19 protein-coding genes are annotated in these 18,711 nt (G+C 37.2%); 9 read left to right on the forward strand and 10 right to left on the reverse strand.

What is annotated here, in order from left to right:
• Positions 1–5 precede the first annotated feature (5 nt).
• Positions 6–353 carry a winged helix-turn-helix transcriptional regulator gene (locus tag MFF31_RS19185; RefSeq protein WP_238190090.1) on the reverse strand — a complete coding sequence of 116 codons (348 nt, stop codon included), beginning with the start codon at positions 351–353 and terminating at the stop codon, positions 6–8.
• A 155-nt stretch (positions 354–508) separates the two neighbouring features.
• On the opposite strand from MFF31_RS19185, the gene MFF31_RS19190 reads away from it, so the two are divergent.
• The 4 genes from MFF31_RS19190 (at position 509) to MFF31_RS19205 (ending at position 3,588) form a co-directional block, all read left to right on the forward strand.
• Positions 509–1,420 carry an SDR family oxidoreductase gene (locus MFF31_RS19190; RefSeq protein ID WP_238190092.1) on the forward strand — a complete coding sequence of 304 codons (912 nt, stop codon included), beginning with the start codon at positions 509–511 and terminating at the stop codon, positions 1,418–1,420.
• Positions 1,421–1,781: 361 nt separating this feature from the next.
• Positions 1,782–2,576, forward strand: a complete 795-nt coding sequence (locus MFF31_RS19195; RefSeq protein ID WP_238190094.1) for a MerR family transcriptional regulator — start codon at positions 1,782–1,784, stop codon at positions 2,574–2,576.
• A complete protein-coding gene (locus MFF31_RS19200) occupies positions 2,566–3,270 on the forward strand; it encodes a DMT family transporter (RefSeq protein ID WP_238190096.1) in 705 nt (234 codons plus the stop codon). Before MFF31_RS19195 ends, MFF31_RS19200 begins: the two co-directional genes overlap by 11 nt.
• Before the next feature lie 3 nt (positions 3,271–3,273).
• A complete protein-coding gene (locus MFF31_RS19205; protein ID WP_238190098.1) occupies positions 3,274–3,588 on the forward strand; it encodes a DMT family transporter in 315 nt (104 codons plus the stop codon).
• A gap of 403 nt (positions 3,589–3,991) precedes the next feature.
• Here MFF31_RS19205 and MFF31_RS19210 read toward each other — a convergent pair whose 3' ends face one another.
• On the reverse strand, positions 3,992–4,684 hold the full coding sequence (locus MFF31_RS19210) for a DUF4367 domain-containing protein (RefSeq protein WP_238190100.1): 693 nt from the start codon (positions 4,682–4,684) through the stop codon (positions 3,992–3,994).
• Positions 4,665–5,228: a sigma-70 family RNA polymerase sigma factor gene (locus MFF31_RS19215; protein ID WP_238190101.1), complete on the reverse strand. Its 564-nt coding sequence runs from the start codon at positions 5,226–5,228 to the stop codon at positions 4,665–4,667. The genes MFF31_RS19210 and MFF31_RS19215 overlap by 20 nt, the downstream gene beginning before the upstream one ends.
• 307 nt (positions 5,229–5,535) lie before the next feature.
• Here MFF31_RS19215 and MFF31_RS19220 point away from each other — a divergent pair, with 307 nt between their 5' ends.
• Entirely contained in the window at positions 5,536–5,802 is a 267-nt protein-coding gene (locus MFF31_RS19220) for an IS3 family transposase (protein WP_375541333.1), read from the forward strand.
• A gap of 561 nt (positions 5,803–6,363) precedes the next feature.
• On the opposite strand, the gene MFF31_RS19225 is transcribed toward MFF31_RS19220, so the two are convergent.
• Genes MFF31_RS19225 through MFF31_RS19245 form a run of 5 tightly spaced genes read right to left on the reverse strand, consistent with a single transcriptional unit; the run spans position 6,364 to position 12,733 of the window.
• On the reverse strand, positions 6,364–7,389 hold the full coding sequence (locus tag MFF31_RS19225) for a hypothetical protein (protein WP_238190103.1): 1,026 nt from the start codon (positions 7,387–7,389) through the stop codon (positions 6,364–6,366).
• Entirely contained in the window at positions 7,386–9,248 is a 1,863-nt protein-coding gene (locus MFF31_RS19230) for an AAA family ATPase (protein WP_238190105.1), read from the reverse strand. The genes MFF31_RS19225 and MFF31_RS19230 overlap by 4 nt, the downstream gene beginning before the upstream one ends.
• Positions 9,249–9,288: 40 nt before the next feature.
• The gene (locus MFF31_RS19235; RefSeq protein WP_248565537.1) at positions 9,289–11,118 is read right to left on the reverse strand and encodes an SMC family protein; all 1,830 of its coding nucleotides are present in this window, start codon (positions 11,116–11,118) and stop codon (positions 9,289–9,291) included.
• A gap of 44 nt (positions 11,119–11,162) precedes the next feature.
• On the reverse strand, positions 11,163–11,651 hold the full coding sequence (locus tag MFF31_RS19240; protein ID WP_238190109.1) for an ABC-three component system middle component 2: 489 nt from the start codon (positions 11,649–11,651) through the stop codon (positions 11,163–11,165).
• Positions 11,651–12,733 (reverse strand): ABC-three component system protein, encoded by a 1,083-nt coding sequence (locus MFF31_RS19245; RefSeq protein WP_238190111.1) that lies wholly within the window; start codon positions 12,731–12,733, stop codon positions 11,651–11,653. The genes MFF31_RS19240 and MFF31_RS19245 overlap by 1 nt, the downstream gene beginning before the upstream one ends.
• 334 nt (positions 12,734–13,067) lie before the next feature.
• Here MFF31_RS19245 and radC point away from each other — a divergent pair, with 334 nt between their 5' ends.
• Positions 13,068–13,748 carry a RadC family protein gene (radC, locus tag MFF31_RS19250; RefSeq protein ID WP_238190113.1) on the forward strand — a complete coding sequence of 227 codons (681 nt, stop codon included), beginning with the start codon at positions 13,068–13,070 and terminating at the stop codon, positions 13,746–13,748.
• Between the two features lie 295 nt (positions 13,749–14,043).
• Positions 14,044–14,535: a lecithin retinol acyltransferase family protein gene (locus tag MFF31_RS19255; protein ID WP_238190115.1), complete on the forward strand. Its 492-nt coding sequence runs from the start codon at positions 14,044–14,046 to the stop codon at positions 14,533–14,535.
• A 17-nt stretch (positions 14,536–14,552) separates the two neighbouring features.
• Here MFF31_RS19255 and MFF31_RS19260 read toward each other — a convergent pair whose 3' ends face one another.
• Positions 14,553–15,611 carry a hypothetical protein gene (locus MFF31_RS19260; RefSeq protein ID WP_238190116.1) on the reverse strand — a complete coding sequence of 353 codons (1,059 nt, stop codon included), beginning with the start codon at positions 15,609–15,611 and terminating at the stop codon, positions 14,553–14,555.
• 167 nt (positions 15,612–15,778) lie between these two features.
• Positions 15,779–16,744 carry a hypothetical protein gene (locus tag MFF31_RS19265; protein WP_238190118.1) on the reverse strand — a complete coding sequence of 322 codons (966 nt, stop codon included), beginning with the start codon at positions 16,742–16,744 and terminating at the stop codon, positions 15,779–15,781.
• A 315-nt stretch (positions 16,745–17,059) separates the two neighbouring features.
• Between MFF31_RS19265 and MFF31_RS19270 the strand changes: the two genes are divergently transcribed.
• Both MFF31_RS19270 and MFF31_RS19275 read left to right on the forward strand, forming a co-directional pair.
• Positions 17,060–17,275, forward strand: coding sequence for a helix-turn-helix domain-containing protein (locus tag MFF31_RS19270; RefSeq protein ID WP_238190120.1), 216 nt, complete (start codon positions 17,060–17,062; stop codon positions 17,273–17,275).
• Positions 17,276–17,419: 144 nt separating this feature from the next.
• A complete protein-coding gene (locus tag MFF31_RS19275) occupies positions 17,420–18,541 on the forward strand; it encodes a site-specific integrase (protein WP_238190122.1) in 1,122 nt (373 codons plus the stop codon).
• The last annotated feature ends 170 nt before the right edge of the window (positions 18,542–18,711 follow it).

An 18,711-nucleotide genomic window follows, 5' to 3' on the forward strand; every position in this document is an offset into this window, starting at 1 on the left:
TGTCGTCACTCTTGATTTGCTTCTGCCTTCTTTTGGTTTTGATCCATATAGGATATACCCCAATCCCTTACATTTAATAAAATGGGAATTAAGCTTTCCCCCGTTTCTGATAAGGAGTACTCAACCTTTGGGGGTATTTCCGAGTATACTTTACGATTCACAAGTCCGTCTTCCTCAAGCTCCCGCAATTGGCGGGTCAATGTTCGCTGAGTAATATCGGGGAATATTCTTCGTAATTCATTGAACCTTTTGACGCCAAGAGTTGCCAGTTGATGTAAAATAACAAGCTTCCATTTGCCGCCGATTAATTTAACCGTTACCTCCACTGGACATTGAATTTCCAGATTCCCCACTATTACTTCCCTCCTTTAGTATCCAAAATGATACTACATATCTTTTATGTGCGTACTTACATAAATAACATGTTTCTATTAGTATTAACACATCTCCGAAACATTTTCAAACGAGCTTTTTTAAGTTCGGAGATCTAACCGAAAGGATGATGATCATGACTGATAAAAATAATATTCTTGTTTATGGTGCAGCAGGTGTACAAGGAGGAGCCGCGGCGCGAAAATTAGTTACGGAGGGTTACACCATTCGAACGATTGCAAGGAGTAAAGAAAAAGCCGATCAACTTATCGAACAAGGCATCTCTGCGGTCATTGGAAATTTAGCCGATCCCGCTGGTTTGGCCGAAGCACATAAGGGAGTAAATAAAGTATTGCTGCTTATGCCGGTTGACTTTGACCTACACCAAGTTCGTCTTTATTTCCAAAATGCAGTCGACGCAGCTAAAGAAGCTAATATAGAGCTATTAGTGGTCAATACTAGCGTTTACGTACCGGAACAGGTTACGAATACAGCTGCTTTAGAAATCAAAAGAGAACTTATCGACTATGTCAAACAAAGCGGTATTCCCTTTATCATTCTTCAGCCCACACTATACATGGAGAATTTCATTATTCCAGGTATACTTAACAACGGTACATTGGCTTATCCTGTCCCTGCCGAAGAAGCTATCGCTTGGGTTAGTGTTGAGGATACCGCAGACTTTGCTGTTTACGCACTAAATCATCCAGAGCTAGCAGGTCAAACCCTTCAAGTGACTGGTCCTGAAGCGCTTACTGGCAATCAATTGGCTGAGCTATTCAGTCAATCCCTAAAACAAGAAATACAATTCTTTTCCCTACCTGTCGAAACATTTGAGGCCGCTATTAGCCCCATGTTAGGCAAGGAGACTGCTTCTGGGTTAGCAGGTTTGTATCATTGGGTTACAGCGAATACCGCATCCATGCCGCAATCCAATCATGTAGACTCCAAATTACGTTCGGTAATTCCCGGCACTTCATTGACGACATGGGTAAATCAAGCCATTCAACAAGGACTTATTTCCACTGGTGATGTAATTAACCGTTAATCTGAACGACTTTTTGAAGGTCTTCATATAGAAAAGAGTGCTCGCACCTTCGGTTTTGGCACTACTATCAATGGCGTCAATACCTAAAATATTTCTTTCTAACTACGAAAAAAGGACCTCCCATTACCATTATGGGGGAGGTCTCTAAAAGTCGCAGTTTTGTTGCTTCAAGCAACAAGACTGCGACTTTTTTAGTAAACTAATTGATTATGGAGCCTAGGGGGATATTTCTTATTCTATCAAAATCACCAACTAAGGGATGTGTGAATCTTGATCTAATTGCTGATAAAGTATATTCTTCGAAATAGTTTTCTTGACTGTAACTCTTACGTCATAGTTTATACTTATGGTGAGGTGATCAATGATGTATAACGTAGGAAAAATGACTGAACTTACCGGCGTCAGTAGGCGAACGCTGCATTATTACGATCAGATTGGCCTGCTGTGCCCTCATGTTGTGAAGGACAACGGATATCGCGACTACAGTGAGCAGGATTTAATTCGGTTACAGCAAATCCTGTTGCTCAAGTCTCTCGGATATTCTTTGACTCAAATTGCCAAGCTGCTTGGCGTGCAAAAAATGACACAGCAAGAGGAGAAGATAGCCTGGGTCGAATCGTTAGAACTCCAGATTTCCTGGGTCGAAGGCCTGCAGGAGGACCTCGAACGTAGAAGATATATGCTGCAAACGGCAATTCACGCGATAGGTACAAGCGGAAAGCTGCAAGCCAAGGAATTGAGGGAGTTGCTGGATTCACTACAGCATCGGGAAATCGAACAAGGCGTCATTCCTCCCTATTTTGAGAAGAACACATTCACATCTGAGGAAGAACACATTATTTCCCGACTTCCAGTGATGGGCAGTCAAGATCCACGAATGGCAATCTACATCGAACTGCTTGGAGAAATTCGTGCACAGATGGAGATGCCGCCAGATTCCGAACCTATACAACAATTAGCAGAGCGGCTATGGCATTGGGCCCTCCAGATATTCGAAGGCAATGAGAAACTGCTTGAAAAGTATTGGTCGATGCTGTCTCCAAACTCAAGTGGAGATTCGCCAGTTTATGGTCATGATGTCAAGTTAATTGAATATGTGAATCGAATGATGGAAGTTTGGCTTGACGGAAAGGAAGTCTTGCTGAATGAGAAATAGCCGTAGAGCCATTCACTTGTTAATTCACACTCTTATGATTCTTGTTATTCATATTCTGCTGTTTTTGTTCATTCACAGCGGGATCGAACTATCTGATAGGTTAGAACAATTGCGGTTATCGATTATAGAGGGAAAGTCGGGTTACTACCATTCGCAATCAGGTGTATACATCGTAACGTTATGGGCCGTTCTCTATGCAATCGACTGCTGTTCATATTTGTTTGTGCGGTTGGTTTCCAAGCAGAACGAAGAGCATCCCCCACTGCAAAAGACTTCAACTAAAGTGAAAATAGCCGATGTCAAAAAACAGTGTGTATCAGCTGATCAAGCAGGGTTGTCTGCGGCTTATCCAAAACAAACCACACCGGTACGTTCCGGCTGGCTTTATTTACTGCTTGGCGGCGTATTCGAAATTATTTGGGCCGGATTATTAAAAGTAGATATGCTCGGAGGCCCACTCCTAGTGATGATATTTGTGTTCAGCTTTCATTTCCTTATGAAAGCAGCCAAAACGCTGCCATTGGGGACCATATACGCCGTGTTTACAGGCTTCGGTGCTGTAGGAACTATCATTCTAGATATCACGATATTCGGTGAAGCGATACAGCCAATCGAGTTAGGTTTGGTAGCCATGCTCGTCATGTTCATTATTCTATTGAAGCAATCAAGCCATACTACAAGGAAGGACGGTTGACGTATGGGATGGCTATATCTCCTCGTAGCGGGAGGATTCGAAATGATCGGCTTTATCGGATTGAAGCGCTCCTCCGAACGTGAGACATGGGGCAATTACCTCCTCATGCTGGGCGCATTTGCTGTCAGCTTGACTTTACTCTCGATGGCACTGGAAACGTTAGCGCTTAGCGTCGCTTATACTGTATGGGCCGGAATTGGCACGGTGGGCGCAGTCACGCTAGGAATCCTCCTATATAAAGAGCCTATTTCACCGATGCGTATTATATCCATAGTAGGCATTATTACATGTATCATTGCTTTACGGCTGATAGACTAAGATTAGGTATCAAGGGGTGTTTGCTTTTAGTCCCTTCAAACGGGCGAATTTATTGGGATGTATCTCCCCTAGTCTATCCATCAACAAACTGAAAACCACGTCCTAAGGGCATGGATGATTTGTTTATTATGATAGCGCCTAGTGGGATCAAACCGCTAATCACATTGCTGCCAGCGATGTGCTCTCCCGTATGGGGATATTACACTACCCCAATTTATCTAGCTTTCGCTCAAGGTACAATTTCTCTTAATAGTGTCAGCATCAATAAGTACAGTATCACGGTTGGGGGAGTCTATGAAGTCAAAGCATGATAATACCCTGTAATAAATCCTTTACTGACCAAAAAAACCCACCTCGACGGGTGGGGCGTTCAATTCATTCACGATATACACGCATCAACTCATTAAGGCTCAACCGATTCGGCTACCTTCATGGCCTCATTGCCCGAAATCGGACCAGACATGCCATACTGAATGCCGTCAACAACCCAGAACAGCTCCGTGAACTCGGCTTGCTCGAAAATAAAGCCGTCCGCTCCGCCTACTTTGGTCTGTGTGAACAGGTCCGTCGGGAATGCCGCCGGCATGCGACTCGCACTGAATGTCACCGTCTTATCACCCGAGCCGTATGTGAAGTTCAAATCTCTGAGTGGTTGGTCCTTAATTCCGACGCCGACGATCTCGGTCAGCTTGAAGCCTTCCGGAGCGACTTGAGGAACATGCACACCCGAACCGAAAGTTGATTTCGCTGCCTCCGCCGTTCCGAATGGAGTTGTAATCAATTGGGACAACTCCGAACCTGTGGCTCCTCCGTTTCCGGGCAGCACGGTTTCCGACGAATTATCCGTTGGCGTCGGTACTGCGGCGGGCTCTTGCAGCATCGGCAATCCAGTCACTATGACGACTACCGCGATCAGCGCTGCCGCTCCTGCAAGCCAGGCATTCGGAAGAACGAATCGGTGGCGGCTTCTCTGTTCCGCGGCGGCTTGCTTCCTGATCTTCTGTTTAACGCTATCGCTCAATTCCATTTTAGAAAACAACATATCATCCGACTCCTTTTGCAAATGTTGACGTAAATTACGCTCCATGTCCGTCATCGATTATTTCCTCCTTGCGCATTTCCCGAGCCAACGCCTCACGTGCCCGATGCAGTCTGTTTCTCACGGTACCCTCGGGTGACGACGTCGCTTTCGCAACTTCCCGTGTGTCCAAGTCCAGATAATAATATAAATACAAAGCCTCCTGGTACGGCAGAGGCAGACGCAGCATATGCCGCAAAATCTCGCTTTTCTGCAATCTTTTAAGCGCTTCTTCTTCCACGTTGAATGTCCGTCCCCGCTCCATCCGACTGGGATCGGTCGGCTGTTCCGTAAACATCCGCACGCCCATCTTGTCCCGACAAACGTTTATGGCGATCGTCGTCAACCATGTTTTAATCGCGCTATCTCCACGAAACGAGTTCCAGTTGCGATAAGCGCGAAGGAATACCTCCTGACTGATATCCTCGGCAAAATGCCGATCACCGGTATAAAAATAAGCGGTGCGCATGACCGTCGAGCCATAGCTTTCCATCAGCTGCTCTAAAGCTTGAGAGGGATCTTTCGGGAAATTTTCCTTGTTATTCGAGCCGGCCGGCTTCACTGAATTACCACCTCCACCTTTTTAGACGACCCGAGCGTGTTTTTCGCTGCACTGCGCTTTAAATCTGACAGCCCATTAAAGATTTTGCGAATATGAGCTTAAATCCTCATACTCCTTCTAGCTTGAATATCATACGATAAAAGCTACATGAACAGTATGCCTGTTTGATGCGGCTTTTCGACTTCATCTTCGATTTAAAAGTTCCCCAATATCCTTTTATACTAACACTATTTTCTCTACATGACTTCTTCGCTCCCAGCGATATGTCCTAGCGGATGGGGGTATTAATAAGCTCGTTTCTGAGGCTTTGACAACGTTTGGTGCTTCACATTCCCTTAGCCGAAAAGGCTGTCCCTACGATAATGTTGGTGCGGAAGCAACATTTAAAATTTTCAAGACGGAATTCGCTAACCAAGCGCATTTCCTTACGGAAGAGCAGCTTGATGTTGAACTCCATGATTACGACCATTGGTTTAATTATCATTGGATTCACGGAACACCAGATTATCTAACTCCTGTTGAAGCCAGGAGTATGCCCTTATATAAGTGGTTCAGTTTTATGTTGACAATCTAAAAACTCATGTATTCTCGCCTTCCGTCACGGGATGTCAGAATCTTTGATTAAATAACTTACGAAGCATATTCGACGAGGACTTTTAGCTGTCGATTCTGAAGCTGTGCTCCTCCATTAGAAGTACTCCCTTCGAAACCTACTTACCGATTCCATCCACGCGGACTGAATCCCAAGATATCGAAATTTTGATTAAACTTTCACAGAAACTATTTCAATAATGTAATGCTTAGCGGTGGATTCAGACACCGTGCTCCTCCGCATTCGCTTCGTGCGAGCGGTCTTCCCCCTTGGTGGGCTCCATTAAACAATAAAAAAACCACTTCGGATGAAGTGGATTGAATTTATTGTTTGGTGGAGCCTAGGGGGCTCGAACCCCTGACCTCTTCGCTGCCAGTGGAGAGACGGGGTTTTGTACGTTAAGGTAATAGCGGAGGAAAGCCTTTTGGGACAAAGCTTTTTAACTTTTTATGTTTCTGTGTTCGAGTATGCCGTGGCGCTTAAAAATTAAATGGAGTGACCAAAAATGTGACCAGAATAAAACTTTTTTGATCAAAACTGAATCTAAGCTGGAATAACCATATCGTTATGAACAACTACAGAAGCTAATTCTGGTCCATCAATTGTTTGCCAGTAATGTAAATGGTATTCATAATCTATATCTCTTCTCCATGCTTTATCTTCGTTTCTTGATATTTGAGGGCTATTTCCACTTTCATTTATTCTTAATGCATGCACAGAATTTAGATTTTGACTTATTATTGTATCGGCACATGCTCTTAATAAAGAGTTTATTTTCGATTCCTGATGTAGGAAGCCTAAACTACGACATGAATTTAAGAACTCTCTTCCAAATTTCCATTGCGGAATAATATCGGGATCTTGCCCCATTTTAGCAAGTCTTTGATAAATAAAGATTTTCAGTATTTCAGTATATTCGCTTTTCATTTTTGATTTTTTCCATAATATAATTGGACTTATATTCAATAATAAATCTGAAATATGAATACACGAAGTAAAGTCACGTTCAAGTAGCAATGGAAATGATAATGCATTTTTCTCATCATTAAATTCGCAAACTTGTATTTCACTTTTAACACTTATTCTGTTATGTTCTATATCCCTTGATATTAATAAATTATCATTTTCGAGATTTAGATGAGAATCAAGAGCCATTAATACAAGAATTCGCTTGAATTCATCAGTGTAAACTGTAGGCCTTGGTTCTAGATAATCGTCTGGAGCAACCTCAACATCATCAAAAAGAACATCAATTAAATCTAACTTTTCTTCAATTGAACGTAATTGTAAAAGTCCGTCTACCACATCAATGATATCTCTCGCTTGGTAAAATTCATTGAGACCTGTTTTGATTAATGTAGCCTTTAAATTATCCCAGTATGGATAATTATTATATTCTATAAGGATGTCACTTGCTTTTTTGCTTATAAACATCTCTGCCCAATGAATATCTCTCAAGTCTCTCCATGATAAAATGTTCTCTAAATAATATTCTAGGTCTTCAGAGGTTTTAGAATCATTTTCAGATGGGTAAGCAAGGGTGTAAGGGTCAATGAATATTGTGGTCATTCTCTGTTATGCAACTCCTTTTTTCTTTTTGCCATCGCCGCCTTCAGTATTGATGCAGACATCTCTTCACTTTCATCGAAAAAACCTTTAGGCCACTCCTCAATAACTCCGAATTTATTGATTCTTATTGCTTTATATTTAGAATTCCCTCTCTCTTTTTCAACAAAATACAAAATAATATTATTAGTGAAGTTTGAATCTTGAGAAACTACAGTGCGGTATCTTAATCTATTAATTAAATATTCACTATGGGTTTCTACTATACATTGCTTACCAATGTTAGTCATTGAAACAAAAAAATCAGCTAGTCTTGTTTGGACTTTTGGATGCAAATGTAATTCAGGTTGTTCAAAAATAAGAGTTGACCCCTTACTAGCGAGTAAAGAAAGCACTAGGATAGGAAGTACTTGACTGACTCCCACCCCCACATGAGTTAGATCATGCCATTTCATGTCTTCATTAACACTTACCTTTAATTCATGACCAAGCTTCCCTTTATCCGTTGTCTCGACATTACTTACTACTCCCATATACCTCAACCAATCAAGTACTGCACTTATTAAAAAATCATTTTTAACAATGTGTGTATTAGATTCAATATTTAGATCACTAGGTGAAATGTAATCAATTTTAGTATTCTTATGTAATTCAAGTACAGCAGCTGTATGTTCTCCTTTATAACCAACATCACGTGAATCAGTTGCTCCTGCATGTGGATAAATTGGTTTCGGTTCATCTCTTAATGGACCCAGATATTTAACATTATTAGTGAAATAATTAGTTATTGACTCTGAAGCGTAACTGGCAAAGTCAGGTAAATCTCCGTTAAATAAAGCATTTTCAACTGGCTTATTTGATCTCGCCAGCTCTTTTAACTTGGAAGTTCTCTCTAACATATACGCAGTATATTTTCTTTGGTCATCAGCCAATAGTATATCAAAACATCGTTTTAGCTTATCTAATGAAAAAGTCTCGGAAAATCTTATCAAGGCTTTTTGAAACGTAAGCGACCGCTTTTCATTGTAATTTACGTTATTTTCTTTGTAAATGTGGTCAAGGCACTCAACAATTAATTCATGAAATTTTTCTGTTATATATTCTTCATAATCAGTTCCACGATAATAATAACTAGTAGGACTTGAAGCCATATCAACCAACTTGGAAATTTCTTCCTCAACCAAATCATATACTAAGGTTATTCTATTGGGTAAGAAATGATTCATGCTTGCCCCTGCTGGCCTCCCATTGTTGGGATGATTTCTATAATACTTCCTTTCATTCAAATACTCCGGTATTTTTGTTACTTTATATTGCAAAGCATCTTCAAATGAATCTAAATATCTAGGAGATATTTTAAAATCCTTAATACTTTCTGAGATATCTCCTTTCTCAATTGACATTTCTTCAACTTTTTTTTCATTACCCACTTTAACATTGCAACTCTTTAAATGCGGGTATAAATTTGTCATCTCAGTATTTTTATTATAAGTAAAGGTATAATTGCACTCCACAGTTATATTTTTAAAATTCTTCCTTGGCCTATTTCCCAAAAATACCCTTCGAGCCTTTTTATCGGTTTGTTCCAATGGTTGAAGTTCAAATCCAATTGATATATCTGTTGTATCAGAAGAATTTGAAGCAATATCTTCAAATGTCCCTAACCTAGTAATGTGACCATTTAATACAACTGATCTATCTTCTATAGGGTTTTGTATCGTTTGTGTGGTAAGTAACATACTTTGAATTATCGTACTCTTTCCAGCGTTGTTTGCTCCTGTAAATAACGTTAATGGAGCAATTTGCAATTTAGTTTTATCGTTGACAGATTTAAATTGTTGCAGTGTCCAGCTCTTTAGCATAAAAACACTCCTTTAATTGTTGTAATACAAAGAATACTTGTTATACCCCTTCTTCTACGAGAACATTTTCATTATTCATTGGAAAAAAACCATATCTCCCTTGTCTAGTTCCTTTAGTAAAAGAGATGTGATTACATTTCACAACTTTTCCGGGAAGTTCCTTATTCTCTAATATAATAATCTGTTTGTTATCACTACTTTGCGACAATGAAATAAATAATGAATCTTGCATCGACACATCAATCATATCGTCATCTTGTTTACCTTCACCTTTTAGCTCATTTTCCTTTAATGTTGTAACAGGAGAATCTAATAATAACACGCGAGTAAAAGGATGATTTTTAGAAAGTAAATAATTCATCAATGATACTGAGAAAGCAGCATAGAAAAAAGCTCTAAAACCTTTACCATTGCTTTTCCTTGCTTGATCATTGATCAAAATATCCTGTTCTTTCTCATCAAAAGTAACAGTTTCTAGACCTTCATATCCCCACTCAGATAATGTGTTAAATATTTCATCAGTAAATTCTTTCAATATTCCCACAGGTATCGTACTTATATAATTTAATTTAGGCTGTTTTTGTTTTTTAGCTTCGTTTAACCCTATGATTTCTGTGTACTTTGATGAAACTCTTTCATCAATACTCTTTATTTTATTTTGTATATTAGTTACCTCTAAATATGCCGTTAACACGCTTCTTAAGGGAGTCAATTCTCTTAATACCAGTTCTTCAACATCTATCTTGCGATTGCTTATCTCAAGCTCGTATTCTTTATTTGCTAACTCTATTTCTTTAATCTCTAAGTTTGTTGAATCAATTGTTTTACTAAGTTCCGAAATATGTAAATTTATTTTAACTACTTCTTGCTGAGATGCATCCATTATCTCTAATGAGAATTCCTCATTAAATGCATCATCATCAATCTTACTATTACAAATTGGACATTGATTAATATGAATTTGCTTTAGACAATCATCACCATTTTGCAAAAAAGTCAATCTTTCCAAATCACTTTTATATTGTTTATTCAGTATTTTAAATTTATCTATTAATAATGTTAGCTGATTTCTCTGTAAATTAAGTTTGTTTTGTAAGTTTTGTTTGTCAATAATTTCTCTACGTTTTCCCTCAATTAAATTTTCAATTTTTATTATTTCTTCAGAGTATTCATTAATATTGACTACTTTCTCAAAAGAAGCATCCTCTAGTTGTTTCAGTAATATCGTTTGCTCTACACTTAAATTATTAATTTCATTATTTATATACTCGATTTTAGAATCAATTTTCGCCTTTCTGATTTCTGCTTTTTCAATTTCTTCACAATTTATATCATCTATACCTGTCAATAGAAACTTAAGAACTGATTTGCAGTAAGTTTCATCTGGTTTTATTCTGTTGTAAATAGGGGAATCCGTGTCAGAGATTATTTTCGTTTCACTTATCATTGACAAATTGGCAATAGATCGATATCCTAATGTTTTCTTAAATCCACTTTTGTTACTTAGCATAAATTTATTCTCAGTAATCCCCATTAGTTTAAGGAGAAATTTAGAGATGTTATCATCACGGTTAGCATCATGATCTGATTTTAATTTATAGTTTTTAACAGAATAAAAATCATTAATATTCGAATACGCGTAGTATATAGATTTTTTATTTATGAATCTAAGCAAAGTAATCGGATTATCGTTTTCAAAATCTCTCATTTCTAAAAAAATATTTTCATACGCTCTACTCTCTTTAATTTCTTTGAGAGTGTCAGCCCCAAACATGTAATCAATACATTTAAAAATGTAGGATTTGCCTGTGTTGGAAGGACCGTTAATAACATTGAGTCCCTTTTTCAAAACAATAGAAGCATCTTCCATTCCTGGTCCCGTTATTCTCAGTTCCTTAATATAGAAGCCATGCATTACAACACCTCATTCTTATAAGGGAAAAAATCCGAATATTCTTTTCCCCACGACTTAACATTTGTATTTACAAACTCTTTAAGTTGAATATCAGACAACGTCCTAAATCTCTCTTCTACTAAAGATGCTTTACTTAATAATTTCGATGAATATTCATCTGACAAGCCTTCTATAAACCATTTAGTATTAAAGTTTGCTGAGTAAAGAAAACCATCTTCCTCACACTCAATATTTATTAATCCCCTTGAGGCCATTAACAACATCCCCTTTTTTATCGATTCCCTTCGACTAAATAATTCTATAGCCCTTAAAGGGTATTCGGGGTGAAGACTGTCAAAAGAAGCATTTGAGTCTTTAGTATAAATCGTTAAATAATCAAGAAAAACCACTCTATCTAGGCTGAATTTTGAAGGAAACGCAACTTGTAATAAATATAAACTTCTCAAGCCCAATTCCAATGGCGTGTTAAATAATAGTAAATTACTCATTATATCACCCAGATTATTTGATCTTCATTAGCTAAATGATGACAAATTCCCTTTTTGTCTTCATTTGTTACAAAATGTAATTCCCGATCTATAATACTCACGGATAAGTTTACTTTTGTTGACTCATGCATTGTTTTTGTTAGCTTTTTATACCCATCCTCAAAGTCGCCTTTCATGAAATCTTTAATACCACTGTGCATTTCGCTTTTTAAAACTCCAAAATGATCCTCACTTGCAAATATGTCCCTTACAGACCGTTTCAAAGATTCAGCGCTATAAAAATTAATTCGATTGTCATTAAAATCTGTTACCAGTTCCGGTATTGTTTGAAGCGCCTCCAAGTCAATATTTAATTTCTTATATTGAGAGTACGCCGCTAGTACTTTATTAAGATAATTGAATTCATTTTGTTCAGGCATATTCGGAGGAAGCATTTTCCTACCTCTTTGGGGCTTAATTGATCCACCAAATCTAAAATAAAAGTAATTAGTTTTTCTATGTTCTTCAATAATTCTTTCTATTGAATAAGTATCTACAACACTAAAATCAAAGGCCTTGACATAATCAAGAAAAGAACCTTTCAATTCTATTTTTTGACCGCTTATTATGCCATTACTACATTTCGCATCCCACTGGTCAATGAGTCCTTTTCTTATTTCCTCTGGGCTTTTAATGATCTTCAAGAATTTTGCACCAATCCCTTGCGAAGCAATAATGTAGTATTTCTTGGGCATTGGTATGTCCTTATTAAATGTATAGTAGCATAATTTACCAAATTCCAACCAATATGCACTAGGAGTTAGTTTACCTTCATATCTCTTACACTGGTAATAATCATACGACCCATCTATGTATTCTCCAATCACATCACGTCCCATATCTCCGGAACTTCCGATTCTATACACATCTTTATATAATTGCTTTGCGCAAGAAATTGCCCATTCACTGATAAATGCCTCAAAATCATCTGGAGAAAAACTTTTTAATCTTTGTAATGGAGGAATAGGAAACGCAAATACACTAGGATCATTTAATGGATCTATTGCAACCAACTGGGCTAATTCAAAAGTGGAAACAATCATTTTAACTCCTCCTCCAATCCACCTGAAGTAGAATCATTTATCTTAGTAACTTTAAAATAAGCAATATGTACCTTGAAACTATTAAATATCACTATTGATAATTCATTCGACACTTTCTTCCATTTTCCTTTTATAGATGTATAGCTTAACTTGATACATTCGATATCTATTAGCCATAGTGCAGTATATCTCTCGATTTTAATTCTATATTATATTCCTGATACCTATACATGATAGGTAGTCCTCGCCAGAGACTAACTCACGCAAGTGCCGGGCGCGTTTAATTGTGTCCGGCACTTTGTTTTTCCAATTCTTAAATCAGAGGGAGCAGTTTATGAACAACTATCAAAACGATAAATTAAAAAGGCTCGTTTCAGAATCATTAAGAGAAAGACCAGACAGCTATCCAATTCAGCAACTTTTTGAGCAATTCCCGACAACAGCAGAACTATTGGATGTATCAGAACAGCAGTTAGTCAGTATAAAAGGGATAGGCATGGGTAAGGCTCGTCAACTCACTGCCATGTTGAAGTTAGCCAACGCACTAACTGCCCAAACTCAAGATCAAGTGACTATTCGCAGTCCTAAGGATGCGTTTGACTTCCTTGAACCTGATTTTAGATATTCAACTAAGGAGCACTTTACATGCTTGTTTCTTAACACTAAAAACAGAGTGATCTTTAAAGAGATCATCTCCATCGGTTCTTTGAATGCTGCTATTGTACATCCTAGAGAAGTTTTCCGCGCCGCGATTAAACGTTGCAGCGCCTCTCTTATCTGCTCACATAATCATCCAAGCGGAGATTCTACTCCATCTCATGAAGACGTTGAATTGACCAAAAGACTCGTAAGTGCTGGCGAAATCATTGGCATAGAAGTGCTTGATCATATCATTATCGGAGGAAATAGCTATGTCAGTCTAAAGGAACGAGGATTAATGTTAATCTATTTCAGCTACTCTTTGATTATTTCTCCAATAAGTGGCTATGATAGTACTAGAAGTAGTACACCATAGACTTTTTTAATAAGCAGACTTGTATATTTATCGCAAGATGCACAGCCGCGAAGATCACTAACATCTTTGCATTAGCTGCCAATAATAACAAACATTTAGACGCAGACACAAGACAACAATTTAGTTATGTGAGAGCACTATCTTTTTCTCACTTCACTTAATGTTGCCTCGTATTTTGCGTCTTTTTTGTTGCCGAAAAAGGAGGTCGATAGTATGTAATATCGTAAATAAACATGATTTCCAAGAGAGATTCCGAGACGCTTGCTATTTCATTTAAAAAAAGGAGAGAAAACCAATGACTGACTGGTTAATATCCACAATCGAATCTATACGTAATCGTATAATGACTAGAGAAAACCTTGAACCCTCATACGGAAGTGTTATTTATACAGAGTTAGGATTCGGTTCGATGGAGCATTCCGGTATTTATATATCGGACGGTAAGGTAATCTGCTTAGGTGGAGATGGTCAGATTCGTCAGGTAACTTTGAATGAATTTACAGGACATATTACGACCTTTAACCATGAAATATATGTTCCCTGTTACCCAGATTGGGATGGAACAATTGGATTTCCAGAGGTTGCCTATAGAGCCTCGGATATGGTAGGCCAACACCGTAATTACAATCTGGTCATGGATAACTGTCACCAATTTTGCGCAGGCTGCTTGATCGAAGATTCCGAAAATTCTATTAATTTTATTTGGATGCTTAAGGATCTTGTAGAGCGTAAACATGGTGAAAAGGTGCTATGGAAAAAGTGGAATTGGAAGGAAAAGTACAACTAATTCAGTTGGAGAACAGGCTAACAAGATTCCTGTTCTCCTTTCTCGTCATAGTTTGAGTCAATGTCTTCCATAATCAATTCATATAAATTTGTCAATTTATCAATTCCCCATTCTACTGGTAGCGTTACAGGGTTAATATTCAATTTACGAAGTTGATTCAGTCTTTTGCTAAATTGATCTGCTGCTTTACTTTTGTTTCTATCCTCTGTGTAGAGTTCTTTTGCTCTCCATACACTTCCTGCAGTATCTACTAATCTAATAAGTCGTTCCAATGCCATTCTCTTTCCTTGAGAGCTTACCTTTTGACGAATCAAATATATAGCATCCTCCATTTTATAGTAATCGCCTGCCCCGACAATCAATCGATAAAACTTCAGCACTTCCTTTTCATAGTTTTCATGGTTCAAAATATCCTTTACAGTTTCACTTATATTCCTTACTTGAGTTTCAAATCGAATTATTCCCCTAGTTTCTGAAAAATCAGCAAAGCTTTTATTAGAGTTACTTTGTCTGAGAACTAAAGTCTCATATCTGTTATACCAATTAACGGTTTTATTCTTACTCTTTAAATAAACATTTGTCTCTGACTCCCAATATTTCCTTGTAATTTCTTCGTTTAGAAAATATTCTGGTACATTGCCTTTTTTAAATAAGATCATATATGTCGGAATAAGATCTTCCTTAACTCGTAAATCAACAGCAAATTCCACTCTACTAGCTTGCCATTGAAAAAAACAAGGTACAGTCAGCCCAAGTAAATCCTTGAGCACATAATTGAAATTTCTGCTAACTTCAATAAATTCTTTTAAAGCCGTAAGTTTGTAATACCCTTCTTGATCTATTAGTAACTTCGGTCTTAATCGTATCTCAATCCGTCGATAGTCCCACTTATTTTTTCTCAACCTGATATCTCGGAAGCCATACTTTGACAAACCGTTTGTCACATATGCGGTCTTGTCATACTTGTCTTTTCTTAACTGACTTCTAGTTCCTTTAAAGTAATTTTGAATTTTCTGAAACGCATCATCATATTCAATACGTGTCATCCTATAGCAAAGAAATAATTTGTCTATCAATAAAAACACTCCTTTGACAAACCCACACTCCCCGCTTATCTTGATGCACAAAAGCAAGTGGCGGAGGGGGTATATTATTTAAGTCAAAGAAATGTTACAGAGCATATAAAAAAGTACAAGGAGCGATTACACCATCCTTGTACTCTTGTAAAGATTTTACATCTTCATCAATTTATTTCAGCCTTCGTTAGAAAATCATTCATGCTTTCTTTCTTAATCATCAACACACGCTCTTTTTTTCCAGCGTATACAGTTGAATTCCGATCTGCTCGTTTAACTCCTGTTTTCCTCTCTTCATTACTCTCAAATATTTCGTATTCGATTAAATACTCGTCAATTTGCTTGTCTTTCATTTTCAAAATATACTGCCTATTTTCGAGAATACCTCTAATCCATTTCCATGTACTAGCATACGGAAGATAAAAATAGTCATTATCTTCCCAACCCCAGTTTTGCTCCTTATCTATTGGCTCTGTATAAAATGGAATGAGCTTATATTGTAATGTATATTCCTTTAGCAACTTAGCAATTTCTACAGGATCTTTTTCTAAACCATATTTATCTTGATTATCACGATCTCTACTATGTAACAAATCAAAAATATGTCTTTCATCAATATGATCAATTGCATCTTCGTCCTCAAGCCAGTAACTATCATAATAAATTTTGACTTCTCTTTTCTTAAGGATTCGCGTAGACAATTTAATAGCAATTCGAAGATATTTATATAAATCCTTAGTATAAAGAAAAAGATCACGATCTAAATACTCGATACTCAGCCAGTTGCCCTTCTCAATTGCTTCATCACTTAGATTAACAAAATTACGCTTATATTTTTCATCACTAAACTTAGAGTAAATGACCAAACCAAGCCCACTTTCATGAATTTCGCTTCCGTCATCATACATTAGTCTATAAATTGGAACAGCAAAGAAATTGCATACTTTAATTACATTTTCCTTTTCTTCTTGCTTAAGTAATACAAGGTTCCCTTCTTCATCGATATGTAGATTTTCCTTATGATATATTCGATTCAATTTCAATATAGTGTCTTCGGTTAGAGATTCAAATTTTGCAGTCTTGATTTTATCAACATACTTTTCAATGAAATCTGACGTTGTATAAATGTCCATACTTTCACCTCATTGTTATTTAGTTCAGGTACGTTCTCCGGTTTAATCTAACGAATTATAAATTATAACCATTGAAACAAATCATTAAAAAAGTAATCTAATTAATGATTCTGTGAAAATACAAATTAGCTTTGACGCGTACAAAACACAATATAATACCTTTTATAATCTACCATTTCAATCTATGGGAACTTAGGAACGAGGGAACTTGGGAACAGCATCTTAGAAAAGAATAGGGTTATGATATTAAGTCTGTATTTAACAAGTCTTGGAATCTATATTATAAAACAGAATATCTATGAAAGGAATGACTACATGTTTGCAAACTATGATGATGTTTTGACAATCGAAGACATGATGGAGATTCTATCTATTGGACATAACAAAGCTTATGAGTTACTTCAAAGCGGACAGGTCAAAGCTTTCAAGATAGGTAAAGCTTACCGTATTCCTAAAATCTGTATTAGAGACTATGTGTTAATTAAAGTACAAAAGGATATCAGATTATATAAAAAAGAACTTGATAACTAGCATGATATAGAATCAGCTTGATAAACCAATTATTACATTTCACATCCTATAGTAAAAAGCAATTCATCTAATAACAGTTTTGCAATCGGCAGGGGCTATGGCTCCTGCTTTTTTGTATTCATATTCATATAGGAGGCATTAAATATGCAGATGAAAGTAAATAAAGACGTAAAAAATGGAACGTATTGGTTTGTAGTTAGCGCAGGGAAAGATGAGAACGGCAAACGAAGACAAATTAAGCGACGTGGATTTCAAACTGAAAAAGAAGCGATGCGTGAAATGCGAAAAATACTAACTCAGGTTGATGACAATAACTACGTAAAAAATTCAAATATAAAATATACTAACTTTCTTGAGGGAGAGTGGTTAGCAAGTAAGGCAATAAAGCTTAGGGACGTGACACTGAAGACCTATAAATCCAATATCGCTAAACATATTATCCCCTACTTTTCAAACAAAGAAATGGGGAAGATCACGACACAAATGATTGAAAAATTTTATGCACACCTCTCTATAGAAACCGGTCTAGCCGAACGAACTATACAAGACATTCATAAGATCATTAAGAGTTCGTTCAAGACAGCAATTAAACGTAAATATCTCTCTTACAATCCAGCAGCTGATGCAGAAGCTCCCAAAGTACCTCATAAAGAAATGTCCGTTTGGAATCTTGAAGAAACCACTAACTTTCTAAAACTTGCAGAAAAAAATGATCTCCATATTGCTTTTCATCTTGCCTTAACAACGGGTATGAGGCAATCTGAAATTTTAGGGTTACGCTGGAAGGATATTGACTTCGAGGAAAATGCTTTGCGTGTTCGTCAAACGTTAAGCCATGATGGTAAGCAGTTAATCACAGATACAAAAACTAAATCCAGTGCTAGAACGATTTCTTTAATCGGAAGAACCTTGGATGACTTGAGGAAACATCAAAAGATTATTAAAAAACAGAGGCTTCTGGCTGGCTCCCTTTATCAAGATAATGATTTAGTGATATGCACCAAATTTGGAAAGCCACTCAATCCCCGTAATCTGCTCCGTACGTTTTATAAACTAATGAAAAAAGCTGATGTACCCAAAATTCGTTTCCATGATTTACGCCATACAGTGGCAACCCTTATGCTAGCACGAAATATTAACCCTAAAGTGGTAAAAGAGATTCTTGGCCATTCGGACATCCGAGTCACCCTTGATACCTATTCCCATGTTTTACCTTCTGTTCACAAAGAGACCGCTACGCAATATGGTGAGATGCTTTTTGCTTAATCTAATAAAAATCCGCTCAGTCAAAAATATTTCAATGAGCGGATACGTTGTTATAGGAAACATGCACACTTACATTTCATGTGGTTTTACTCAATTTTTCCAAATTACCCTCTAAAAAAATGCTATGTGTGACCAAACGTGTGACCACGAAGCAAATCTAAGCAAAATTA

It is taken from the genome of Paenibacillus sp. L3-i20, assembly GCF_022180385.2.
Classification (GTDB): Bacteria; Bacillota; Bacilli; order Paenibacillales; family Paenibacillaceae; genus Pristimantibacillus.